The 24,165-nt window shown below is 73.4% G+C and carries 17 protein-coding genes; 9 read left to right on the top strand and 8 right to left on the bottom strand.

The genetic code is table 11. The features are described from left to right. Positions 1 to 120: 120 nt before the first annotated feature. The 7 genes from Plo01_RS10855 (at position 121) to Plo01_RS10825 (ending at position 11,698) form a co-directional block, all read left to right on the top strand. Positions 121 to 2,169, top strand: a complete 2,049-nt coding sequence (locus Plo01_RS10855; protein WP_203890417.1) for a glycosyltransferase — start codon at positions 121 to 123, stop codon at positions 2,167 to 2,169. Then, positions 2,169 to 3,890, top strand: a complete 1,722-nt coding sequence (locus Plo01_RS10850; protein WP_203890416.1) for a glycosyltransferase family 2 protein — start codon at positions 2,169 to 2,171, stop codon at positions 3,888 to 3,890. The genes Plo01_RS10855 and Plo01_RS10850 overlap by 1 nt, the downstream gene beginning before the upstream one ends. Next, positions 3,887 to 7,387, top strand: a complete 3,501-nt coding sequence (locus Plo01_RS40915) for a bifunctional glycosyltransferase/CDP-glycerol:glycerophosphate glycerophosphotransferase (RefSeq protein ID WP_203890415.1) — start codon at positions 3,887 to 3,889, stop codon at positions 7,385 to 7,387. Before Plo01_RS10850 ends, Plo01_RS40915 begins: the two co-directional genes overlap by 4 nt. A 293-nt stretch (positions 7,388 to 7,680) precedes the next feature. Further along, positions 7,681 to 8,574, top strand: coding sequence for a CDP-alcohol phosphatidyltransferase family protein (locus Plo01_RS10840; RefSeq protein WP_239316140.1), 894 nt, complete (start codon positions 7,681 to 7,683; stop codon positions 8,572 to 8,574). A gap of 144 nt (positions 8,575 to 8,718) precedes the next feature. Beyond that, positions 8,719 to 9,618: a CDP-alcohol phosphatidyltransferase family protein gene (locus Plo01_RS10835; protein ID WP_239316138.1), complete on the top strand. Its 900-nt coding sequence runs from the start codon at positions 8,719 to 8,721 to the stop codon at positions 9,616 to 9,618. Positions 9,619 to 9,641: 23 nt separating this feature from the next. Beyond that, positions 9,642 to 10,655 carry a sulfotransferase family protein gene (locus Plo01_RS10830; protein ID WP_307837374.1) on the top strand — a complete coding sequence of 338 codons (1,014 nt, stop codon included), beginning with the start codon at positions 9,642 to 9,644 and terminating at the stop codon, positions 10,653 to 10,655. Positions 10,656 to 10,657: 2 nt separating this feature from the next. Then, complete coding sequence (locus Plo01_RS10825) at positions 10,658 to 11,698, top strand: sulfotransferase family protein (protein ID WP_203890412.1); 1,041 nt, start codon at positions 10,658 to 10,660, stop codon at positions 11,696 to 11,698. 55 nt (positions 11,699 to 11,753) lie between these two features. Here the strand turns inward: Plo01_RS10825 and Plo01_RS10820 are convergent, their stop codons facing one another. From Plo01_RS10820 to Plo01_RS10805, 4 genes are all read right to left on the bottom strand, one after another. Continuing rightward, positions 11,754 to 12,845 (bottom strand): glycosyltransferase, encoded by a 1,092-nt coding sequence (locus Plo01_RS10820; RefSeq protein WP_203890411.1) that lies wholly within the window; start codon positions 12,843 to 12,845, stop codon positions 11,754 to 11,756. A gap of 98 nt (positions 12,846 to 12,943) precedes the next feature. After that, a complete protein-coding gene (locus tag Plo01_RS10815) occupies positions 12,944 to 15,733 on the bottom strand; it encodes a bifunctional glycosyltransferase/CDP-glycerol:glycerophosphate glycerophosphotransferase (RefSeq protein ID WP_203890410.1) in 2,790 nt (929 codons plus the stop codon). Positions 15,734 to 15,777: 44 nt separating this feature from the next. Then, a complete protein-coding gene (locus tag Plo01_RS10810; RefSeq protein ID WP_203890409.1) occupies positions 15,778 to 16,143 on the bottom strand; it encodes a hypothetical protein in 366 nt (121 codons plus the stop codon). Between the two features lie 37 nt (positions 16,144 to 16,180). Next, the gene (locus tag Plo01_RS10805) at positions 16,181 to 16,771 is read right to left on the bottom strand and encodes a TetR/AcrR family transcriptional regulator (RefSeq protein ID WP_203890408.1); all 591 of its coding nucleotides are present in this window, start codon (positions 16,769 to 16,771) and stop codon (positions 16,181 to 16,183) included. A gap of 142 nt (positions 16,772 to 16,913) precedes the next feature. On the opposite strand from Plo01_RS10805, the gene Plo01_RS10800 reads away from it, so the two are divergent. After that, complete coding sequence (locus Plo01_RS10800; protein WP_203890407.1) at positions 16,914 to 17,780, top strand: ABC transporter ATP-binding protein; 867 nt, start codon at positions 16,914 to 16,916, stop codon at positions 17,778 to 17,780. Between the two features lie 2 nt (positions 17,781 to 17,782). Then, positions 17,783 to 19,144 carry an FtsX-like permease family protein gene (locus tag Plo01_RS10795; RefSeq protein ID WP_203890406.1) on the top strand — a complete coding sequence of 454 codons (1,362 nt, stop codon included), beginning with the start codon at positions 17,783 to 17,785 and terminating at the stop codon, positions 19,142 to 19,144. A gap of 108 nt (positions 19,145 to 19,252) precedes the next feature. Here Plo01_RS10795 and Plo01_RS40910 read toward each other — a convergent pair whose 3' ends face one another. The 4 genes from Plo01_RS40910 to Plo01_RS10775 all read right to left on the bottom strand — a co-directional run bounded on the left by Plo01_RS40910 (position 19,253) and on the right by Plo01_RS10775 (position 24,147). Then, the gene (locus tag Plo01_RS40910) at positions 19,253 to 20,101 is read right to left on the bottom strand and encodes an SRPBCC family protein (protein WP_203890405.1); all 849 of its coding nucleotides are present in this window, start codon (positions 20,099 to 20,101) and stop codon (positions 19,253 to 19,255) included. A gap of 160 nt (positions 20,102 to 20,261) precedes the next feature. Continuing rightward, positions 20,262 to 21,185, bottom strand: coding sequence for an FAD binding domain-containing protein (locus tag Plo01_RS10785; protein ID WP_203890404.1), 924 nt, complete (start codon positions 21,183 to 21,185; stop codon positions 20,262 to 20,264). Next, on the bottom strand, positions 21,182 to 23,641 hold the full coding sequence (locus tag Plo01_RS10780; protein WP_203890403.1) for a xanthine dehydrogenase family protein molybdopterin-binding subunit: 2,460 nt from the start codon (positions 23,639 to 23,641) through the stop codon (positions 21,182 to 21,184). The genes Plo01_RS10785 and Plo01_RS10780 overlap by 4 nt, the downstream gene beginning before the upstream one ends. Next, positions 23,638 to 24,147, bottom strand: coding sequence for a (2Fe-2S)-binding protein (locus Plo01_RS10775; protein ID WP_203890402.1), 510 nt, complete (start codon positions 24,145 to 24,147; stop codon positions 23,638 to 23,640). Before Plo01_RS10775 ends, Plo01_RS10780 begins: the two co-directional genes overlap by 4 nt. Between the last annotated feature and the right edge of the window lie 18 nt (positions 24,148 to 24,165).

Below are 24,165 nucleotides of genomic sequence, written 5' to 3'. Positions count from 1 at the left end.
TCGAAGGCCGCCCGGAAGTCTTAAATTAAGGGTAAACAGCCAGGTCGGCGATGTGCGCCCGCCGATAGATTCGCACAGCCGCATTAAAAGACTCGCGTGCGCGCTTTACGGGGGATGTGCATGAAAAGGTTCCTGAGGGCCACGTCCAATACCCTGGGCTGTCATATCGGCTTCGCGGGATATCCGGGTCTGCTGGCGCGGTTGTGCGGCGCCGACGGGACCTGGGCGGATCTGGACGGCGTGCCCACGGACCGCCCCCTCACGGAGGTGAAGACGGGCGTCTTCCTCCTGGCGGCGAGGACGCCCTCGGACCTGAGGCGCGCGGTCCCCCTGGCGGATCTCCTCCCCAGGGCGAGCCAGATCGCGGTGATCATCGCGGAGATGCCCGGCTGGCGGCGGACGCCCGTGCCGAGCGTCAGCGACGCCCGGTACTGGGACCGGCTGCTCGACCTGCGGGTCCGGCCCAGGCCGGACGACTCGTGGCGGATCGACCTGAGCTTCACCGGGCGGGTGCCGTCCGGGGAGATCCTGAAAGCGCTGTCCCGTGGGCTGACCGCCCTCCCGCGAGGCGTCCTGGACGCTCCGGTGGTCTCCCTGGCGGGGGTCGGATCCTGCCACTGGCGGCCGGGAGACACCAACGTGACGCTCGCGCCCGCCTCCGGCCCCGTCCCGTCCCGTCGGGACGCGCCGGGGTGCGAGGTCCCGCTGCGGACGGTGGGGGCCGACGCGCCGCCCTGGCCCGCGGAGGCCGTGCAGCCGGTCGACCGGGCCGAGCCCGTCCCCGGGAACGGCCCCGCCGGCAAGAGCCCCGTCCTGGGAGACGGGCTCCTCACCGGAGGCGGGGTCGGCACGGGCGGCGGGCCGTCCGGAGGGGACGGGGCCGGCCGGGCCCGGCAGGGGGGCGGCCCGAACCCGCCGCTCTCTCCCGGTGACATCCCCCCGGTCGACGAGCTCTCGATCTGCCCCATCGGGTTCCTCCCCGCGGTGGACGGGCCCGTCGGCGGGCTCCGCGAGGAGCGGGAGACGTTCGAGCTGGTCCGGGAGGGCGAGGTCGTCACGCGGTTCCCGCTGTCGGGAGCCCTCACCGAGGTGGACGTCACCCGGGTCCGGGAGCTCGCGGGCGTGGCCGTGGACCTCGACCGGGACTGGTCCGCGCCGGCCGGCGTCGCGCGGGTCGTCTGCGGCCTGGCCGCCGCGGGGGTCCCCGTCCTGGCCGGGCCGGGCGTCCGCTGGAGCGGGGTGCTCGGCGCGGAGCTGGCGGCGCTGCTGGACGGCGCCCGCCCGGAGGACCTGTCGGACCCCCTGCTCCGCGAGCAGTACAGCATCCGGCTGCGGCGGGCGGCGCTCGCGACGCACGGCACGGCGGCCCGGTGGCGGCAGATCGCGGGGGAGCGGGGAGTCCGGCCGCCGGATCCCCGGTCGGTCTCCGTGCTGCTGTGCACGCGACGGCCCGAGATGGTGGCGTTCGCGCTCGGCCAGGTGGCCCGGCAGCGCGGGGTGGAGACGGAGGTGATCCTCACCCTGCACGGCGTCCCCGCCGGCCTGCCCGAGGTGTCCGAGGCGACGGCCGCGTACCCGGGCCCGATCACCGTGGTGGAGGAGGACGGCGGCCGGGTGTTCGGCGAGGTGCTCAACCGGGCGGCCCGCCGCGCGTCCGGGACCTACCTCGCCAAAATGGACGACGACGACTGGTACGGCCCCGACCACCTGTCGGACCTGGTGCTCGCCCTGCGCTACTCGGGCGCCGACCTCGTGGGGGCGGCGGGAGAGTTCTACTACCTGGAACCCCTCGGGATCACCGTCCGCCGCAGCGTCGACTCCGAGCTCTACAGCGGTCACGTCGCGGGCAGCTCCATCCTGATCTCGCGGGCCGCCTTCGACGGGGTGGGCGGGTTCCGCCCCATCCCCCGGACGGTGGACGGCCAGCTGCTGGAGTCGGTCGCCGCGGCCGGCGGCAGGATCTACCGCACCCACGGTTTCAACTACCTCGTCGGCCGCCGCCAGGTGGAGGGCCACACCTGGCGGGAGCCGCTCAACACCTTCCTGTCGGACTACCGCCGTCAGTGGCGGGGGTTCCACCCGAACGCGCTGATGGAGATGGAAGAGCACCTTCCGCCCGGAGAGCCCGGCGCCAGCAGCGAGGCCATCGCAATCAAAGGACGGCAGTGATGCACATAGGTACCGCGAGCCCGGACGGGGCCGGAGTCCCCAGGCCACTGATCCGCAGGAACGACTTCGGCTGCCTGACCCCTCCGGCGCTGGGCGGCTGGACCCCCCGCCGCACCGTGAGCGTCGTGATCCCGGCGTACCTCTGCGAGGACACCCTCCCGCTCACCCTCGCGAGCCTGGCCGGGCAGAGCTACCCCGGCCACCTGATGGAGGTCGTCGTCGTCGACGACAGCGAGGACGGCTCGCTCCGCCTGCCCGATCTGGTCCCGGAGAACACCCGGATCGTACGGCCCAGGCCCGGTGGCTGGGGCATCGCCAACGCCTTCCACAGCGGGGTGACGGCCGCCGAGGGCGAGATCGTGCACCGGATCGACTCGGACCTGGTGCTGGTCAGGGAGCACGTCGAGGCGCAGATGCGCTGGCACCACCTGGCCGACTACCTCGTGCTCCTGGGCCACCTGAGGTTCAACGAGTGGGACCCGGAGCGCCTGAGCGCCGCGGAGGTGCACGCCGCCGTCGCCGCGGGGAACGTGGCCGAGCTCTTCGACGGCGAGGGCACCCCCCAGTGGACCGAGGCGGTCTGGGACGGCACCGGCGACCTCCGCCGGGCCGGGCTGGACGTCTTCCGGCTCCACGTCGGCGCGACGGCGTCCCTGCCCCGGGAGCTGTACCTGCGCGTGGGCGGCATGGACACCGCGCTGCCGCGCGGCTCGGACACCGAGATCGGGTACCGGCTGGCGCAGGCCGGCGCGGCCTTCGTCGCCGACCGGGAGTCGCACTGCCGCCACCTCGGCAGCTCCACGGTGATGCGCCGGCAGGAGGAGGTCCAGCGCTACACCAAGCCGTTCATGGCCGAGCGGGTCCCCCACCGCCAGTACCGCTCGCCGAAAGGTCCCGGCCGCCGGTATCTCGTCCCCCGCGTGGAGGCGGTGGTCACGGTGGACGGGCACACGCTGGAGGACGTGCGGGCCACGGTCAACGCCCTGCTGGCGAGCTGGATGACCGATCTGTCGGTGACCCTCGTCGGCTCCTGGAGCCGGCTCACCGACGAGCGGCGCTCCCCGCTGGACGACCCGCTGCTGGACCTGCGCCTGATCCGGGAGACGTTCCGGGGGGAGAGCCGCGTCCGCTGCCTCGAGGAGGCCGCCGAGACGGCGTTCCCGTCGCCGTTCCGGTTCCGGTGCCCGGCGGGGTGGGCGCCCGAGCCGGAGACGCTGGGCTGGCTGGTGAAGTTCGCCGACGAGCGGACCCTCGGACTGGTCTCCCTGGTCCTGGACGAGCACCGGGAGGTGGTGACGGCCCGCCTGGAGCGGACCGCCGTCCTGTCGCGCGCATGGCTGCTCGCCGAGCCCGGCGAGGACCTGGACGAGATCGTCCACCGGATCTCCGACGTGGTCTGGGAGGACGGCCGCAGGTGGGGGATCCTGCCCGCCGGGACCCCGGGCGCCACGGCCGGGATCGGGCCGGCGATCCAGACGGAGCAGTGGCGCAGGCGGGCCGAGAGGTGGGAGCGTCGCGCGCGCAGGTGGAAGCAGAAGGCGCTCGGCCGGCGGACCGGGCAGCTCGACGGGGTGCCCGTACGGCGGCTGCGCCGGGCCGTCGGCAAGGGGCTCCGGCTGGTCGGGGCGGCCCGGATCACCGGAGCCGCCGCGGCCCGGGTCACCGGCGCGGCCGGGACCGCCGGGACGGCGGCGGCCCGCAGGCAGCGGTTCGGGCGGTGACCGTGCCGCTCATCAGCGTCATCGTGCCCATCTACAACGTCGAGCCGTACCTGGGGGCGTGCCTGGAGTCCCTGGCGGCCCAGACCTGGCGCGATGTCGAGGTCGTCATGGTCGACGACGGCTCGCCCGACGCGAGCGCCGAGATCGCGCGGAGGTACGCGGCGGACGACCCCCGGTTCCTGCTGGTGCGCCAGCCCAACCGGGGTCTCGGCGCGGCGCGCAACGCGGGCCTGCGGCGGGCGTCCGGGGAATTCTTCGCCTTCCTCGACAGCGACGACATGCTGCCGCTGCACGCCCTGGAGACCATGGCGGGAGACCTCCTGGAGACCGGTTCCGACCTGGTGCTCGGGAACGTGCACCGGTTCGGCGGGCGGGGGCTCCGGCAGTCGCCGATGCACCGGGAGGTCTGCGCCCGCCCGGCCCGGCGGACCCACGTCACCGAGCACGACGTCCTGCTCCGGGACCGGCTGGTCACCAACAAACTCTGGCGCCGCTCGTTCTGGGAGGAGCACGCGATGGGCTTCCCCGAGGGCGTGCTGTACGAGGACATCGCGGTCGCCCTCCCGGCGCACTTCCGCGCCAAGTCGGTGGACGTGCTGACCGCCCCCGTCTACCTCTGGCGGGAACGGGAGGGCGAGCAGCTCTCGATCACCCAGGACCGCGCGCGGGTGGACGGGGCGGAGGACCGCTTCACCGCCGTGCGGTCGGTGCGCTCCTTCCTCCTCGGGGAGGGCTTCGCCCGGTACGTCCCCGCCTGGGATCGCACGGTCCTGGACCACGACCTCCCCGTCTTCTTCGCGGCGCTCCAGCACGGCGACGACGCCTTCCGGCGGCGGTTCACGGAGCTGACGGCGGAGTATCTCGACGATGTCGATCCCGGCGTCCTCGCCTCCGTCTCATCCCCCCGCCGGGTGGTGTGGCACCTGATCCGTCACGGCCGGATCGCCGAGGCGCTCGAACACCTCGCCTGGGAGCGGAGCGCGGAGCCGCAGGCCGTACGCCGGGGGGCCCGCTACCACCTCGGCACGCCGGTGGGCGGGCTGCCCGCGGAGGTGACGCGCCTGCGCGGTGACCTCACCCTGCGGCAGCAGGTGGACGAGGTGCGCTGGGAGGACGGCCGCCTGGTGGTGGAGGGGCGGGCGACGCTCCGCTACCTGCGCCCCACCCAGCGGATGCACCAGCAGGTGTTCGCCTCGCTGGTGCAGTCGGGCACCGGGCGGCAGATCCGCCTGCCGGTCACGGCCGTGCAGGCGGGATCGATCGGCTCCCCCCGAACCAGCCGCAAGCGGCGCGACTGGGGCGGCTTCCGTTTCGTCGTCGACCCGGCCAAACTCGCCGACGGGCGGGCCGCCACCTGGCACGTCGAGCTGATGGTGCTCCACCGGGGCATGGTGCGGCGCGAGCGCCTGCGCGCGAACGGCGCCGAGACGGTCCGCGAGGTACGGCCCGGCGTGAAGCTCCTCGCGGAGAAGGACGAGGGGGACTTCGCCATCCGGATCGAGCCGGAGCGGTTCCGGCTCACCGCCCGGACGGTGGACGGCGGACGGCTCCGGCTGACGGGGCGCGCCCTCGCGGACATGGCCGACCCCGTCCTCCACCTGATCCGCGAGCCGGGCGGCCCGGTCGTGTCCCGCCCGCTGCTCCCCGGCGGGACCGGGGAGGACGGCGGCTTCCGGGCCGAGATCGACCTGCGGGACGTGCTGCCCGCGCGGGCGCCGCGGCTCGGCCCCGCGGGACCGGAGGCCCGGGCCCTGGACGCGAGGGTGGAGTGGCGGCTGCGGGTCGTCGACGGGGCGACGTCGTCACCGATCGTCGACGACCTCCCCGCGATCCGCCACGCGGCGGGCGACCGCGAGATCGTCGTCACCGCCTCGCCGGCGGGCGAGGCGGTGCTGCGGGTGCAGCCTCCGGCGGCCGCCCTGGAGGGGGCCGAGTGGTCCGAGGGCGCACGGCTGCTGCTCACCGGCAGGATCGCGGGCGGGTGCTCCGGATTCGGGGGGACGCCGTCCCATCTCGTCGCCTCCCGCGCCGACTACCACGACGAGCGGCTGTTCCCGGTCCGCTGCGACGGCGGCCGTTTCGAGGCGGTCGTCACTCCCGGCGCGGTCCGGTCCCTGGCCGGGACGCTCCCGCTGCCTCCGGGGACCTACCGGCTGGCGTTGCGGACCCCGGACCGGGACCTCCCCCTGGAGGCGACCGGCGGCGCCGTGGTGCGCGGAGTCCCCGCCGGCTCCGGGACTCCCGTCCGCTCCGTGACCTCCGCACCCGTGACCTCCGCGTCCGCGGCCTTCGCGCTGGAGACGGACGAGGCCGGGAACGTCGTGCTCACGGCGGAGGGCGACCTGACGGAGGAGGAGCGCGGCGCCCCGGCCCAGCGCGCGCTGCGGGGGGAGCGCTACCCCGCCTGGCGGCGGGAGCCGCTCCGGCAGGCCGTGCTGTTCGACAGCTACGGCGGCAGGCGGTTCTCCGACAACCCGAAGGCGATCTACGAGGAACTGCGGCGCAGGGAGCCCGCCCTGGACTTCCTCTGGGTCGTCCGCGACGGCCAGGCGGAGCCGCCCGAGGACGTGACCCCGGTCCGGCTCAACGGCGGCGAGTACTACGAGGCGCTCGCCCGCTGCCGGTACGTCGTCGTCAACACGCACCTGCCCGTGTGGTTCGAGCGCAGGGAAGGGCAGACGGTCCTGCAGACCTGGCACGGGTCGGCGGTGCGGCATCTCGGGCTCGACCTGGAGCGGCCGCCGTTCGAGGCCGGCGAGTACCGGGAGCGGCTGGCCAGGCGGGTCGCGCAGTGGGACTTCCTGGTCTCGCCCGGCCCGTGGTGCACGGAGATCCTGCGGAACGCCTTCCGCTTCGAGGGCACGGTCCTGGAGACCGGCTACCCGCGCAACGACGTGCTGTCGCGTCCCGGCGGGGAGGAGACGGCCGAGCGGGTCAGGCGGCGGATCGGCCTGCCGCCGGGGCGCAAGGCGATCCTGTACGCCCCGACCCGGCGCGAGGACAGGCTCGACGGGAAGGGCCGCCCCCGGTTCGACTTCCGGCTGGACGCGGACCGGATGCGGGACGCGCTCGGCCCCGGCCACGTGCTGCTGGTCCGCAGGCATCCCGACGTCATCGGCGGGTCGCTGCGGGCCGACGGGGAGTCCGTGATCGACGTGTCGGCCTATCCGGACGTCAACGAGCTGTTCCTGGTCACCGACGTCCTGATCACCGACTACTCCTCGGCCATGGTCGACTTCGCGGTGACGGGCCGCCCGATCCTGCTGTACGCCTACGACCTGGAGCGCTTCCGGGCCACCGCCGGAGGGCTCTACCTCGGCCTCGACGAGCTGCCGGGCCCGCTGCTGAGGAGCACGGAGGAGGTCGTCGCCGCGCTCCGGCGGCTGGACCGGGTCGCCGCGGAGCACGCGGAGCGTTACGCGGCCTTCGCGGCGAGGCACTGCCCGCTCGACGACGGCGGCGCCGCGGCGAGGGTCGTGGACCGGGTCTTCACCTGACCGGTTCTCCCCGGCGCGGCCCGCACCCGCCCGTACGGTCCCTCCGCGACCGTACCCGCCCCCCACCCGGAACCGCCCCGGCGTATCACACGCCGGGGCGGTTCTCTCGTTCGGGGAACGGCCGCGCGGAAGGGCTCTCCCGCGCCGGAGGCAACGCTCAACGGGCGGGTGGGTCATGAGATCCCCCGGCGGCGGGCGGCACCGTGCGGGCAGGGTCAAGAAGTGGCATGGAGACCTCCCGATAGTTACAGAGCGTCATTGCCGAAACCCTCCCGGTCGCCATGCTGGCAGCTATGAGGGCCTACTCCATGGACGACGTCCGTGCCACGTGCAAGCTCAAAGACTCCTGGTGGACGGTTTTCCTGGTCGATCCGGTGGCGTGCCGGCTGACGCTGCTGGCCGCCAACCACACGGCCATCACGCCCAACGGGCTCTCCCGCCTCTCGCTGGCGCTCGGCGTGGCGTCGGCGCTGTGGTTCGCGGCGGGGCAGCTCGCGGCGGGGGCCGTGCTCTTCTATCTGAGCTTCATGGTCGACTGCATGGACGGCAAGATCGCCCGGCTGAAGGGCACCGGGACGGTGTTCGGGCTCTGGGTCGACTATGTGGGAGACCGGATCCGGGTGATCTGCTGCGCGGCCGGGCTGGCGTTCGGGCAGTACATGATGACCGGGGACGTCGCCTATGTCCTGCTCGGTGCGGGGGTCGCGGTGCTGGACCTGTTCCGCTACGTGAACGCGCCGCAGATGAAGCGGGTGCGCGACGCGGTCAGGGAGGACCGGGAGGCGCTGAGCCCCGCGACGGGGGACCCCCGGGAACCTGGGGAGGTCTCTGTCACGCGCGAGGAGATCGACGCGGTGCTGGACGAGGCCGTGGCGCTGATCGACGCGCCCGCCGCGTCCCGGCCCGGCGGCGTCCGCAGGGTGCTGGGGACGTACCGCCTGATCGGCCCGTTCCTCGCCCGGTACCGGATCCGTACCCATCTGGTGAGCGGGATCGAGTTCCACGCCGCGGTGTTCGTGGCGGCCCCGCTGCTGGGGTCCTGGGCGCTGCTGCCCGTCTCGACCGGGGCGGGCGCGCTGCTCCTGCTGAACGAGGTCTACCTGGTCTACCGGCTGTGGCGGTTCACCCGGGTGCCGGCGGCCGCCGCCCCGGCGGTGCGGAAAGACCCGCAGCGTGTGCTCGTCTGACCGGCGCGCGCACCGGCCGGGGTGCGCCCCTTCCCATCGGGCGGTGAGCCGTACGGTCCGGATTGGTCAAGAACTGGCATGGAGACCGTCCGTTAGTTACAGACAGTCATTGCCCGAACCCCTGGGGTCGTCATGCTGACAGCTATGAGGGCCTACTCCATGGACGACGTCCACGCGGTGAGGAAGCCCAGGGATTCCTGGTGGACGGTTTTCCTGGTCGATCCGGTCGCGTGCCGGCTGACGCTGCTCGTCGCCGACCGCACGGCCATCACGCCCAACGGGCTCACCGGTGTGTCGATGGCCCTCGGCGTGACGGCGGCGATCTCGTTCGCGCTGGGACAGCTCGCGGCGGGGGCCGCGCTGTTCTACCTGAGCTTCATGGTCGACTGCACGGACGGGAAGATCGCCCGGCTGAAGGGCACCGGGACGCCGTTCGGGCTCTGGGTCGACTACATGGGAGACCGGATCCGGGTGATCTGCTGCGCGGCCGGGCTGGCGTCCGGGCAGTACGCGGTCACCGGGGACGTCGCCTACATCCTGCTCGGCGCGGGAGTGACGGTGCTGGACCTGTTCCGCTACGTGAACGCGCCGCAGATGAAGCGGGTGCGCGAGGTGGTCAGGGAGAACCGGGCCCAGCGGGAGCCCGCCGGGGAGCACCTTGCCCGGCAAGACCCCGCCGGGGAGAACCGGGTCCCGTGCGACCCCGGGCCCGCCGAGGTCGCCGCCGTGCTGAACGAGGCCGCCGCGCTGATCCGGGAGGCTTCGGCGCAGCCGCACCCGGGCGCCCACCGGGTGCTCCGGCTCTACCGCAGGATCGGCCGCTTCCTCGGCCGTCACCGGGTGCGCCCTCACCTGATGAGCGGGATCGAGTTCCACGCCGCGGTGTTCGTGGCGGCCCCGCTGCTGGGGTCCTGGGCGCTGCTGCCCGTCTCGACCGGGGCGGGCGCGCTGCTCCTGCTGAACGAGATCTTCCTGATCTACGTGCTGTGGCTGTCCACCCGTACGGCGCCCGCCTCGCCGATCCCGCAGCGCCTACCTGTCTGACCGACTTTCCACGGGGGTTCGTTGTGATCCAGTCCGATCGTCCGATCTTCGTCATCGGCTGCCCGCGCTCCGGCACCACCATGCTGCAGCTGATGCTGCACTCCCACCCGCGCATCGGGGTGCCGCCGGAGACGCGGTTCGTGGTGCCCGGCTACTACCGCAGGTTCGTCTTCGGCGACCTGCGCGAGGAGGTCAACCGGCGCAGGCTGGGCCGGTGGATCGTGACCGACAAGGACACCAAGTTCAAGGAGCTCAAGCTCGACGGGGAGCGGTTCGTCGAGGACGTCGTCGCCGGCCCGCCCACCCTGGGATCCGCGATCGGCATCGCCTTCCGGTCCTACGCCGAGCAGTTCGGCAAGGCCCGCTGGGGCGACAAGCGGCCCAGCTACTACCACTACGTGGACATGCTCCTGCGGCTGTTCCCCGACGCGCAGTTCATCCACCTGATCAGGGACGGCCGCGACTGCGTGGCCTCGCTGAAGGAGATGCCCTGGTACACCAAGGACGTCTTCCACGCGGTGAACAACTGGGCCGAGGCGATCGACTTCGGTCGCCGCCACGCCAAGAACCTCTCCGCCGACAGCTACTACGAGCTGCGCTACGAGGACCTGACCAGCGACCCCGACGGCGAGCTCGCCAAGCTCTGCGGCTTCCTCGGCGAGGAGTACGACCCGGCGATGAGCCAGCCGTGCCACGTCGCCCGCCAGGCGATCCCGCAGAACAGGGTGTGGCACCTCAACACGCACGGCGACGTGACCACCGCCCGCACCGGTTCCTGGAAGTCGAGGCTGGAGCCGTGGGAGGTGTCCGTCTGCGAGACCGTGCTGGCCGAGCGGCTGACCGCCAACGGCTACGAGCTGACCGGCGCGCCCAAGGCGGACAAGGAGCACGTCGCGGAGGTGTCCAAGGTCGCGGCCAAGCGGCGCGCCGCCCGGCGCCGCAAGGACCTGCGGGACCGCATCAACCGGCTCCGCGAGCCGGGTCCGGTGGCCGCGCAGCTCACCACTCGCCAGCTGGGCGAGCTCGCGAGGGTCTGACCATGCCGTCCGACAGACCGATCTTCATCCTGGGCTGCCCCCGTTCGGGGACGACGATGCTGCAGCTCATGACGCACGCCCATCCCCGCATCGCGATCCCGCCGGAGACCCGGTTCATGGTCGCGGCCTACCAGCGGCGGCTCCGTTTCGGCGACCTCGACGACCCGGCCCGCCGCCGCGAACTGGCCGACTGGATCGTCGGCCGCCGCCAGTCCCGCTTCCACGAGCTGAAGCTGGACGCGGCCGAGGTGACCGAGGAGATCGTGCAGGGCCCGCCGACGCTCGGCTCGGCGCTGGGCATCGTGCTGCGGGCCTACGCCGCCAGGTTCGGCAAGCCGCGCTGGGGCGACAAGCGGCCGGCGTACCTGCAGAGCGCCGACGTCCTGCTCCGGCTCTTCCCGGACGCCCAGTTCGTGCACCTGATCAGGGACGGCCGGGACTGCGTGGCGTCGCTGAAGGAGATGCCCTGGTACGACGGGAGCACCTACGAGGCGATCTCCGTCTGGGCCGAGGCGATCGACTTCGCCCGGCGCAGCGCGCCCAGGCTCCCCCCGGGCAGCTACCACGAGCTGCGCTACGAGGACCTGACGCGCGATCCCGAGACCGAGCTCACCAGGCTCTGCGGCTTCCTCGGCGAGGAGTACGACCCGGCGATGTGCGAGCCGAGCCGGATGGCGCGCGTCGTGCCGTCCTGGAAGACCTGGCACGAGCGCACCCGCGGCGAGGTGACCACCGCGCGCTCCGGCTCCTGGAAGGACCGGCTGAGCCGGCAGGAGATCGCGCTGTGCGAGAGCGTGCTCGCGGACCGGCTGGAGGCCTACGGCTACGAGCTGAGCGGGGGGCCGCGGGCCGGCCGCTCGCAGCTCCTCGCCTACGAGCACACGGCGGCCAGGCGCAGGCTGGCCCGCTTCAAGCGGACGGCCGCCGACCGCCTGGCGCGGCTCCGCGAGCCCAACCCGCCGGCGGCCCGGCTCACCGAGGGCCAGCTCGCGCTGGCCGGCGTTCCCCGGCCGCGCCACGAGCCGCCCGTCCCCGTCGCCTGACCGCGGGGCCGGTGCACCGGCCCCGCGAGGCCCGCGGCTCGCCGTACGGGACGGATCAGCGCAGGATGTGCTCGAACAGCGCCTCCCAGCGGTCCAGGACCCGTTCCAGCCGGAACGCCTCGACGTGGGCGCGCGCGGCGGCGCCCAGCCGCCGCCGCTCCCGCTCCGAGGCCATCAGCCTGGCCAGGGCCGCCGCGAACGCGTCCACGTCGGCCGGGGGCGCCAGCGCCCCGGTCCGGCGGTCGAGCACCAGCGACCGCACCCCGCCCGACACGTCGAACGCCACGGCCGGCACACCGTGCGAGGCGGCCTCCGCGACCACCAGAGGCAACCCCTCGTGCTCGCTGGACAGCCCCAGCACCGACCCGGCGAGATACTCGCGGCCCATCTCCGTCGCGGGCACCGCCCCCCGGAACACCACCCGGTCCGCGATCTCACACGCCAGCGCGTGCTCCCGCAGCCGCTCCCGGTCCTCGCCCTCGCCGATCAGGTGCAGCTCCCAGTCGCCGGCCACGTCCCGGCAGGCCAGCGCGAAGGCCGAGATCAACCGGTCGAACCGCTTGACGCCCTCCAGCCTGCCGACCCCGAGCACCCGGTGCGCCGCCAGATCGGCCGCCCGCGCCGGCCAGGCGGGCAGCGGGTTCGGGATGGACCAGGCGTTGGGCAGCAGCGCGTGCTCGGAGAACAGCCACGCGTCGTCATCGCTGACGAACACCGCCTTCTCCAACCGGCCGTAGTGCCCGCGGACCGAGCCGAGGTGCCAGGAGCCGCGGGCGTGCTGGTAGGAGCCGTGGTACTGGCCGATCGGGAGCAGATGGCCGGGGAGCAGACTCCGCAGGCGGGTCACCGCGCCCGGCGAGGTCAGCACCGCGAAACCCGGATCCAGCCGGCGGCACAGGTCCGCGACCATCCGCCGCTCACGCCGCGCGCCCAGCCGGGAGACCTTCGCCCCCATCGGGGTCCGGTGCAGCACGTGGCGGTGGTACCCCGGCCGCTCCACGTAGCGGAACGGGCTCTCGGCCCGGTGCAGCCCCAGCACGTGCACCTCGTGTCCCCGCCCCGCCAGGCCCTGCGCCACGGTATGCGTGACCCGCTGGATGCCGCCCAGCGTGTCGGCGTCCATGCAGGCGAACAAGACCGTGCTCATGGGTCGCTCACCACTCCTCACTCGCTCCGCGGACGGTGTCGTTCCTCCACCGGCCACTGCGCTCGCTGCGTCGGGGTCGCTCCGCGCTCATGGGTCGCTCACCACTCCTCACTCGCTCCGCGGACGGGGTGCCGTACCGGATGCCGGGAGACCGCGGGCGGGCCGTGGCGAACCGGGAGCCGGACCCGCCGGGGGCCGAAGAAGGCGTCCACCACCCGGACGCCGGCGTTCCCCCTCTCGTCGGCGCACCACATCTGGCGGAACGCGGCGTACTTGGCGGCGAAGGACGCGGACATGTCGTCGAGGTCGAGCAAGGCGTAGATCAGCTCCTCGGTGGTGGTCAGGCACGGGCCCGGGGCGATCTCGGGCAGATCGTGGTAGACCCCCCGCTCCACCCGGCGGTACTCGTCCCAGTCGTCGATCAGGAACAGCATCGGCTTGCCGGTGACCGCGTAGTCGCACATCACCGACGAGTAGTCGGTCAGCAGCGCGTCCGAGGCCAGCATCAGGTCGTTGATCTCCGGGTACGACCCGGCCGGGCGGACGAAGTGGCGCAGGTGCTCGGGGACCCGGTAGCGCTCGACCGGGTGCGGACGCAGGATGACGACCCACTCTTCGGCGAGGGCCTCGGCCATCGCCTCCAGGTCGGCCCGGATCGACTGCCCGGAACGTTTGGCCTGGTCCCGGTATGTCGGCGCGTAGAGCAGCACCTTGCGGTCCGGCGGGATCTCCAGGCGGTCGCGCACCCGCTCCACCGCCGCCGGGTCCCCGTGGACGAGCACGTCGCAGCGGGGCGAGCCGTAGCGCAGCACCGGACCGGTGTACCCGTTCGACGGGACGAAGATCCGCTCGAACTCGGCGCTCGGCGAGACCAGCGCGTCCCAGCGCGCCACCGCCGCCCGCCACTGGGCGCGCGGCCCGGCGAAGTCGGCCCGCAGGTCGGGGGCGTTGAAGCCGATCGACTTGATGCCCTGGCCGTGCCAGGTCTGCAGGTAGCGGGTCCCACGCGGCTTGGGATAGTCCAGCGGCAGGCCGTGGCTGTCCACCCAGTAGCCCGCCCTGGCCATCGTCCAGATGTACTTCCAGCTCATCCGCCGCACCAGCGGGGCGCCGGCGGGGAAGTTCCGCCGCCCTCTGGCCACCGACCAGACCATCCGGATCGGGGCCCCGCGCCGCCTCAGCTCCTCGTAGACGTAGCGCGGGTTGCCGGTGCAGCCCGCGCCGACGTCGGACTCGAACAGGGCCAGATCCGGGCGCGGCCGCACCACCTTGATCAGGCCCTTGTAGACGCGGAGCTTCAGCTCCGGGGTGCTCAGCCTCCTGACCAGCTTCCTGCCGGCCCGCGCGAGCCTGGGCGCCTGGCGCAGCAGTCCCCGCCGCCGCCAGGCCACCCGCAGGAACGCGGCCGAACCCACGGCGCCGACCGTCACCGCGTGCCCGGGGACGGCCGCCGCGACCGGATCGGCGGCCGGGTCCGCCAGCAGCGGGTCGCAGGTGGACCGGCCGTCGGGGCGGACGACGGCCACGCTCAGGTCGTAGCGGCCGTCGAAGCCCAGGCGTCCGGTCCCGATCCGGGCCAGGTCCACCGTCACCTCGCTCAGGCGGCTGCCGTCGGGCTGTTCGCGGGGCGTCAGCCGCACCCGGTGGGAGCGCACCTTCAGGAACGCGCTCCAGCCGGGGTGGGCGTCCAGCACCCCGAACGGGTCGTAGGTCCTGATCCTCAGGGAGAGGCGGGAGCCGTCCACGGCGAAGGCCGCCTCGTGCCGGAGGCGGGCGGCGGTGAACGGCAGCTCGGCCATCCGGAGCGGGGTGATGTCCATCCCCCTGGCCGGGACGCTCCCCCAGTAGGTGCGCCCCCCTTCCCGTACGGCGAAGCGCGGCGGAGCCTTGGGGCCGTTGAGCGACCGGGCGGCGACGATCAGCTCGTCGACCTGGCCGGTGAGGATCAGCATGCAGCAGACCCGGGCGACCGGCTCGATCCGGTCGAGCACCGCCGGGTCGATGCCCGCCAGGTACGGCCCGGCGACGGAGACGAACTCCTCGGCCCACGCCCGGTCCCGCGAGGGCAGCGTGTTGAGGTAGACCCGCAGGTCCTGGCGGAGGAAGCGGTGCTGGCGCTCGGGGACCAGGTGATCGTGGCCGTGATCGCGCAGGATCTCGTCGCTGAGCCGGGCCGCCCTGATCCGCTGCCGGACGTTGTCCATCTCCCGGAACCTGAGCGAGATCGACAGCTGGTCCTCGGCCGTCTCGCGGGCCCGGTGCCAGACGTAGACGGTCCAGGGGACCACCGCGAACCTGCGGGCCAGGCAGTACAGCTCGGCGGTGAAGACGTGGTCCTCGAAGTGCAGGTCCTCCCGGAATGGGACGCGCCGGAGCAGGTCGATCCGGTAGAGCTTGTTGGTGGAGAAGGAGTCGAGGAACATCCCGGGGTCCGCGGCGATCCCCTCGACGGTCCTGCGGCGGGCGAACAGCTCGGGGTAGTACCGCTTGCTCTTGCGGGTCGCCTCGTAGAACCGGGTGATCTGTCCGGTGACGAAGTCGGCGCCGGTCCGCTCGATCTCCAGGAGCAGGCTCTTGCACGCGTGTTTGGCGAGCCGGTCGTCGCTGTCGAGGAACATGACGTACGGCGCGCGGGCGGCGGCCACCCCGTCGTTGCGCGGCGCTCCGCAGCCGCCGCTGTTGCGCGGCCTGCGGACGTAGCGGACGCGCGGGTCGGCCAGCTGGAGCCCGCGCACGACCTCCTCGGTGCCGTCGGTGCTCGCGTCGTCCACGACGATCACTTCGAGATTCCGCAACGACTGGTCCAGCACCGACCGCACGGCCCTGGGCAGCCGCGCGGCGTCGTTGTAGGCGATGACGATCACACTGCAGTCGGGCGCATTGATCACGATCCGCACTATTCCCGCGAATAAGCGGGTGTTTGTCCGCTTTGTCAAGCATTGATGTGGGATTTACGGCTTTTGTGGGAAGCTGTTTCCCGCTCCCCGGGGAGCCGCCGGAGCCGCCGGACTCGCCGGAGCCGTCGGCTGCCCGGCCGGGAGGCCCGCGGGAGCGGATCGTCCGAGGGGCGGCGCAGGACGCGCCGGGCGAGGTGCCGGGCGTAGGCGGAGGCGTCGCCGTACGGGTCGCGGCACCCGGTCACGTCCTGCAGGACGAAGTACACGTCGGTGCGCATGAAGATCAGGAACTGCATGGCCGGCATGGTCAGCGTGGTGAGCCCGGCGTGACGTCGCGCTCGGTCGAATCCATCGTGCGCCTCCTGCCATTGGGCCGTGTACGGCAGATCATCACCTGGCATCCTGTCGATCAAGACCCGATGTCCGGCGGTCCCGGTGTCAGCTCTGCAGCCCGGCGGCCAGCGCGCGCAGGCCCGCGACGACGTCGGCGCCGGAGGGCGCGTTGTCGGGGTCGGTCAGCCACTGCACGATGAGCCCGGTGATCAGGGCGAGCTGCACCGACCCCAGGGTGCGGGCGGTGTCGTCGGGAACGGCCTGCTCGGGCGTGCCGGTCAGCATGGCGGCCAGGCCCCGGCGGCCCTCCCGCTGTCCGGCGGCGATCTGCTCGCGCAGTTCGGGCACGCGCTGGGCCTGGACGAACGCCTCGAAGCTGGCCAGCGCCATCGGCGGGTGGGCGGCGACCGAGCCGATGAGCCGGTCCCACATCGACTCGTACTCCCGGAGGCCGGAGCCGGGCTGGTCGGAACCGGGCTCGCCGCCACCGAGCGCGCGGCCGAACTCCGTGCCCCACTCCTCGATGGCCTTCATGAGGGCGATGTTGAGGAGGGCCTCGGTGGATCCGTAGTGGTAGCCGACGGCGGCCATGCTGACGCCCGCCGCACCGGCGATGTCGCGGAGGGTGGTGCGGGCGTACCCCTTCTCGTGGAGGCAGCGGATCGCTCCGTCCAGGAGGTCTTCACGGTTTCCCATGGGCCCATCGTAGCAACCGACTTAGGCATCCGCCTAATTCAAATGAATTAGGCAAACGCCTTGCGCAAATGAACAAGTCTCCGTACCGTCGATCACGTCGCCCACCGAGAGGGCGGCTCATGAGAGAGCGGAGTGAACGACGATGAGGCAGGCCGAAGCACTGCACCTGGATGCGGTCAGCAAGATCTACGGAACCGGCCCGACCGCCGTGACCGCGCTCGACGGCGTCACACTCTCGTTGCCCGCCGGGACGTTCACCGCGGTGATGGGCCCCTCCGGCTCGGGCAAGAGCACCCTGCTGCAGTGCGCGGCCGGGCTCGACCGGCCCACCGGCGGTCGTGTCACGGTCGGCGGGGTCGAGATCGACGGGCAGAGCGAGAGCGCCCGCACCGAGTTGCGCCGGGAGCGGATCGGCTTCGTCTTCCAGCAGTTCAACCTGTTGCCCACGCTGACCGCGCTGCAGAACGTCCTGCTGCCCCTGCGGCTCTCGGGCCGGAAGGCGGACCGCGCCCACGCCGTCGCCGTGCTGGAGCGGGTCGGTCTCGCCGGACGGCTGAACCACCGGCCGGCCGAGCTCTCCGGCGGCCAGCAGCAGCGGGTCGCGATCGCCCGGGCCCTCGTCGCCGGTCCCAGCGTGATCTTCGCCGACGAGCCGACCGGGGCGCTGGACACCCGCAGCGCCCGCGACGTCCTGGACCTGCTGGCCGAGGCCGTCCGGCGGCACGGGCAGACGGTGGTGATGGTCACCCACGACCCGGTCGCCGCGTCCTACGCCGACGGAGTGATCTTCCTGGCCGACGGCCGGATCGCCGGGCACCTGGCCGGCCCCACCGCGGAGGCGGTGGCCGAGCGGATGACCCGGCTGGGCGACTCGGCCGCGCGCGTCACCCCGCCGGGTGACTCGGCCGCGCGCGTCGTCCGGCTGGGCGATCCGGCCGCGCGCATCGCCCGGCCGGGCGACTGGGCCGCGGCCATGACCGCGCAGCAGCGACTCTTCGAAGGGGTCTGACCATGTTCGTCCTGGCACTGCGGTCCTTGAGCGGCCGCGCGAGCGGGTTCCTGGCGAGTTTCCTGGCGATGTTCCTCGGCGCCGTGATCCTGATGGCCTTCGGGTCGCTGTTCGACACCGCCGGCGAGCCGGGCCTCGACCCGGCGGCGCAGGAGATGCTGACCACGCTGGCGGCGGTGGTCGGCGGCTGGGGCCTGATCCTGGTGACCTTCGCGGTCACCTCCACCCTGGGCCTGTCGGTCCGCCAGCGCGCCGCCGAGATGGCGCTGCTGAGGAACATCGGCGCCACCCCCCGCCAGATCACCCGGATGATCGTCAGCGAGGCCCTCGTCCTCGCCCTCGCCGCGGTCTTCCTGGCGATCGTCCCGGCCCGGGCCGTCGGCCGGGTGCTGGTGGCCTGGCTGACCGGCTCGGGACAGATCAGCGGTGACGTGCACCACCAGTTCGGCGGCTTCGCCATCCATCTCGGGTTCGGCGTGACGATCGCCGCGGCCCTGGTCGCCGCGACCGTCGGCGCGCGCCGTACCGCCCGGATGAGCGCCGCCGCGTCGGCCCTCGACGCCGCCACCGGTGAGGGGCGACTGAGCCGCAAGCGCATCGCCGCGGCCGGCCTGCTGCTGTTCCTCGGAACCGACCTGGCCGTCGTCACCGCCACCGTGATGCGCGGCAGGGACGACTTCGAGCCGATGGCCACCGCGGGACCCGCCTCCATCTGGTTCTCGGCCGGTCTCGCGCTGCTGGCCCCGGCGCTGCTGCGGCTGACCGCCACCCGGCTCACCGGTCTGATGGAGCGGGTCGGCGGCGTGGCCGGTCACCTCGCCGGATCGAACCTCGCCCAGCGGACCGCTCAGCTGGCCCCCGCGCTGATGCCCGTGATCCTGTTCACCGGGATCGCCACCGGCACCCTCTACATGCTGGCCACCGACGACGCGGCCGGCGTCGCCGCGGGTGTCGTCAGGACCGCCGACCACCAGCACGCCCAGACCACCAACCTGGTCGTCATCGGCATGATCCTGACGTTCGCCGCCATCATGGTGGTCAACACCATGGTCGCCACGACGGCCTCCCGCCGCCGGGAGTTCGGGCAGCACAGGCTCGTCGGCGCCACCTCCCGGCAGGTCCTGCGCATGGTGGCGGGGGAGAGCGCCGTCCTCGCCGCCACCGGCGTGGCCTTCGGCACGGTCGCCGCGCTGGTCACCGTCATCCCGTTCAGCATCGCCAGAACGGGCTCGATCGTGCCGGGCGGCGGCCCCGTCCCCTACCTCGTGGTCGTCGTCATCGCCGCCGCCATCGCCCTGGCCGGCAGCCTCACCGCGACCCGGCGGGCCCTGCGCGTCCCGGCGATCGAGGCCGTCGCCGCCTGAACCGGCGACGCCACCGTCACCGCCGACGTCGCCGCCACTGCCACCACCCCGTCACCGACATCGCCGCCGCCAGGCCCCGGCCTGCGGCGGTGTCGGCTTTCGGAAGGCTCACCGGCGCAGGGCGCGGCGGATCAGCCAGGCGAGCAGGAACAGCCCGGCCAGGGCGGCGGCGAGGGGGGCGGCGCGCTTGAGGAGGGGGACGCCGGCGACCTCGAGCAGGTCCAGGGCCTCCTCGTCGGGGGTGAGGGAGGTGCGGGCGGTCCCGGCCGGATGGGGGTCCTGGCCGCGGAGCTCCTCCACCGGGGCGACGGGGCGGACCTCCTGCGCCGGGGCGACCTCGCGAGGGGTCGGGACCACGCTGAGGGAGGCCGGAGAGGTGGGCTCCGCCGGGATGGACGGTTCGCCCTCCCCCGGGGGGCGCGCCTGCGCCGGAGCGGGGGAGACCGGTTCCGCCGGGGTGAGGGGGACGACGGAGGACGTCTCGGTCTCGGCGGCGGGACCGGCGGGGCCCTCCGTCAGCAGGTCGGAGAGGTTCGCCGCGAACCTGTCGATCAGCTTGGCGCCGACCTCGGTCATCACGCCCCGGCCGAACTGGGCGGGGCGGCCGGTCACGTTGAACGACGTCTCGACCGTGACCCTGGTGTCGGCGCCCTCCGGGTGAAGGCGCGCGGTCACCGTGGCGCTGGCCGTGCCGGACCCCCGCGCCTCCTTGCCGGACGCCTTGATGGTCAGGGCGTGCGCGTCCTTGTCCACGTCCTGGAAGACGGCCTCACCCCGGTAGGTGACCGTGATCGGGCCGACCTTCACCTTCATCCGGCCGGTGAAGGACTCCCCGTCGACGGAGTCGAGCGCGGCCCCGGGGAGGCAGGGGGCGACCCGCTCGACGTCGAGCAGCACCGCCCACGCCTGCTCGACCGGGACCGGAACCGTGAACTCGTGCTCGAACCGCATAGCCATCGATCCGCTCCTTGTCGATCGGTCGGACAGTCGGCCGTTTCCGCGACGCCGCGTATTTGTGACATTACGACCGCGCACGGCGACATCGCCAGAGGGCAGGGGAGGGGGGAACTCCGTGCGGCGGGCCGGGGGGACGCGTCTCCCCGGCCCGCCGCACGGCTCAGGCGCTCGCCGCCCGGACCGCCCGGTAGGTCAGCACCCGGGCGAGGTGGGCGCGGTAGTCGGGCCTGGCGTGCAGGTCCGACGGGGGAGAGGCGCCCTCGGCCGCCTGGCCGCAGGCGTCCCTGACCGGGTCGCGGGCTCCATCGGGGGCGCTGCCGGGGGCGCTTCCGGGAGCGGGGCCGCCGCCGTTGCCGTGCGCGACGCCCAGCCCGCGCAGCGCCTCCTCCGCCACCTGCGCCCGCAGGGGCGTCGGGCCCATGTTGGTCAGCCCGATCCGGGCCTCGGCGATGTCGCCGCCCTCCGACCGGACGGCGGCCGCCACGCCGACGATCGCCCAGGCCTGCGCGGTCCGGGTGAACTTCTCGTAGTGGAAGCCCCAGTCCGCGCCGAGCTTGGGCGCCCGGACCCCGATCAGGACCTCGCCCGGCCGCAGCGCCGTCTCCAGGTAGTCGGTGAAGAACTCGGCCGCCGGGATCTCCCGCTCGCCCTCGGCCGACCGGGCGATGAACACGCAGTCCAGGGCCAGGGCGACGGCGGGCAGGTCGCCGGCGGGGTCGGCGTGGGCCAGGGAGCCGCCGAAGGTGCCGCGGTGCCGTACGGCGGGGTCGGCGACGGTGGCGGTGGCCATCGCCACCAGCGGGACGTGCTCGCGGACCACCGGGGAGCGCAGCACCTCGTCGTGGGTGGTGAGCGCGCCGATGAACACGTGGTCGCCCCGGTCCTCCACGCCGCGCAGGCCGGGCAGCCGCCCCAGGTCCACCAGCGCGGACGGGTAGGCCAGCCGCAGGCGCAGCAGCGGCAGCAGCGACTGGCCTCCGGCCAGGACCTTGACGTCGTCCCCGGAGTCCCCGGCGTCGCGCAGCACGTGGCAGGCCTCGTCCAGGGACGCGGGCCGGATGTAGTCGAACGTCGCGGGGATCATCGCTCGCCTCCTTCGGACTCGCCGGCGCCGCCCCGGCCCGCGGCGGTGGATCCCGGCGGGGCGGCGCCGGCCAGGGTCCGCCAGACGCGCTCGGGCGTGCAGGGCATCGGGACGTCGTTCACGCCGTACGGCCGCAGCGCGTCGACGATCGCGTTGACCACGGCCGGCGTGGAGGCGATCGTCCCGGCCTCGCCGACGCCCTTGACGCCGAGCGGGTTGCTGGCCGCCGGGGTCTCGGTCCGGTCGGTGACGAAGTCGGGCAGGTCGGCCGCCGACGGGATCAGGTAGTCGGCCATCGTCGTGGTGAGCAGGTTGCCGTCGGAGTCGTAGACCGCCTCCTCGAACAGCGCCTGCGCGATGCCCTGCGCGATGCCGCCGTGCACCTGGCCCTCGACGATCAGCGGGTTCACCACGTGTCCCACGTCGTCCACGGCCACGTAGGAGCGGATCCTCACCATGCCGGTCTCGGTGTCCACCTCGGCCGCGCACAGGTGGGTGCCGTGCGGGAAGGAGAAGTTCTCCGGGTCGAAGGTCACCTCGGCGTCCAGCCGGGGCTCGAAGCCCTCCGGCAGGTCGTGGGCGGCGAAGGCGGCCAGCGCGAGCTCCTGGATGGTCTTGCCCTCGGAGGTGCCGCGGACCGCGAACGTGCCGGTGGAGAACTCGACGTCGTCGGGGGAGGCCTCCAGCAGGTGCGCGGCGAGCTCGGCGGCCTTGGCCTTCACCTTCTCGCAGGCGCGCAGGACGGCGATGCCGCCCACCACCAGCGAGCGCGAGCCGTAGGTGTCCATGCCCTGCGGGGCGATCGCGGTGTCGCCGTGCAGCACGGAGACGTCCTCGAACGGCACGCCCAGCGCGTCGGCCGCGATCTGGCTCCAGGCCGTCTCGTGGCCCTGGCCGTGCGCCGAGCTGCCGGTGACGACCTCGACCTTGCCGGTGGGCAGCACGCGGACGGCGGCGTGCTCCCAGCCGCCCGCCCCGTAGCTCAGCGAGCCGAGCACGCGGGAGGGGGCCAGGCCGCACATCTCGGTGTAGGTGGACACGCCGATGCCGAGCTGGACCGGGTCCCTGCGATCACGCCGGTCGGCCTGCTCGGCGCGGAGCTTGTCGTAGCCGAGCAGGGCCATCGCCCGGTCGGTGGCGGCCTCGTAGTTGCCGGAGTCGTAGGTGAGCCCGGCGATGGTGGCGTAGGGGAACTCCTGGTGGGTGATCCAGTTGCGGCGCCGTACCTCCAGCGGGTCCATCCCCAGCTCGTGGGCGAGCTCGTCGACGGTGCGCTCGATGGCGAACGTGGCCTCGGGACGGCCCGCGCCCCGGTAGGCGTCGGTCGGCATCTTGGTGGTGAAGACGCCCGTGCAGCGGAAGTCGTAGGCGTCCATCTTGTAGATGCCGTTGTACATGAACGCGCCGAGCAGGGGGATGCCCGGCGTGACCAGCATCAGGTAGGCGCCCATGTCGGCGAGCAGATCCACCCGCACGCCGCGGATCCGCCCGTCCCGCTCGGCGGCGAGGGAGATCTTCTGGATCTGGTCGCGGCCGTGGTGCACGGTCAGGTTGCCCTCGGAGCGGGACTCGGTCCACTTCACCGGCTTGCCGAGCCTGCGGGTCAGCAGCAGGCAGAGCACCTCCTCGGCGGTGACCTGGAGCTTGGAGCCGAAGCCGCCGCCGACGTCGGGGGCGATCACGCGCAGCCGGTGCTCGGGGATGCCGGTGGTCAGCGCCAGCATGACGCGCAGGATGTGCGGGATCTGCGTGGCGGAGTAGACGGTGAAGGAGCCGCCGTCGGTGGTGGCCACGACCGCGCGGGGCTCCATCGCGGTGGGGATGAGCCGCTGCTGGACGTAGGTGCGATCGATCACCACGGGGGCGTCGCGGAACGCGGCCTCGGCGTCGCCGCCGGAGAACTTCCAGGTGAAGGCCTGGTTCCCGGCCTCGTGGACCTTCGGGGAGCCCTCGGCGAGGGCCTCGGTCATGTCGAGTACGGCCTCCAGCGGCTCGTAGTCGACCTCGATCGCCTCCAGGGCGTCGACGGCCTTGTAGCGGTCGGTGGCGACCACGCAGGCCACGGCCTCGCCGACGTAGCGGACCTCGTCGCTCGCCATCGGCGGGTGGTCGGGGATGACGACGTCCTCGCTGACCGGCCAGGCGCACGGCAGGCTGCCCTGCTCGTCGGCGAAGTCCCGGCCGGTGAGGGCGGCGACCACGCCGGGGCGGGCGCGCGCGGCCGAGGCGTCCACCCGGGTGATCCGGGCGTGCGCGATCGGGCTGCGCAGGAACGCCACGTAGAGCATCCCGGGGAGCTGGATGTTGTCGGTCCAGGTGGTCCGGCCGGTGATCAGCCGGGCGTCCTCCTTGCGCCGGCGGGCCCGGCCGACCTCGCGGCCGTCCTTCGGGTCGCCGAGCTGGTCGCTCTCGGCGATCTGCCGGCCGACCAGACCGGCGTCGAGTTGCTCCGTCATGAGGTCCGCACCTCCCCGCCGGTCGCCGGGGCGGGCGTCTCCCCGGACATCTCGCGCGCGCCGCGCCGTACCGCGCGGACGATGTTGCTGTAGCCCGTGCACCGGCACAGGTTGCCCTCCAGCCCTTCGCGGATGGCCTCGTCGGAGGGGTCGGGGGTGTCCCGGAGGAGGTCGATCGCGGCCATGATCATGCCGGGGGTGCAGTATCCGCACTGCAGGGCGTGCTCGGCGTGGAACGCCTGCTGCATGGGATGGAGTTCGCCGGCGCGGCCGAGGCCCTCGATCGTGACGACGTCGCACTCGTCGGCCTGCGCGGCGAGCACGGAGCAGCTCTTGACGCTCTTGCCGTCGAGCATCACGGTGCAGGCGCCGCAGTTGCCGGTGTCGCAGCCGACGGGCGTCCCGGTCTTGCCGAGCCGGTCTCGCAGGAGGTGGACGAGGAGGAGACGCGGCTCCACCTCCTCCTCGTAGGTGATTCCGTCGACGGTGACGGTGATTCGGGGCATACGTCCTCCAGGGGCATC

The sequence above is a fragment of the Planobispora longispora genome, from assembly GCF_016863135.1.
In the GTDB taxonomy this organism is placed as follows: domain Bacteria; phylum Actinomycetota; class Actinomycetes; order Streptosporangiales; family Streptosporangiaceae; genus Planobispora; species Planobispora longispora.
The sequence above is the reverse complement of the archived record's forward strand: the minus strand, read 5'-3'. Positions and strand labels throughout refer to the sequence as shown.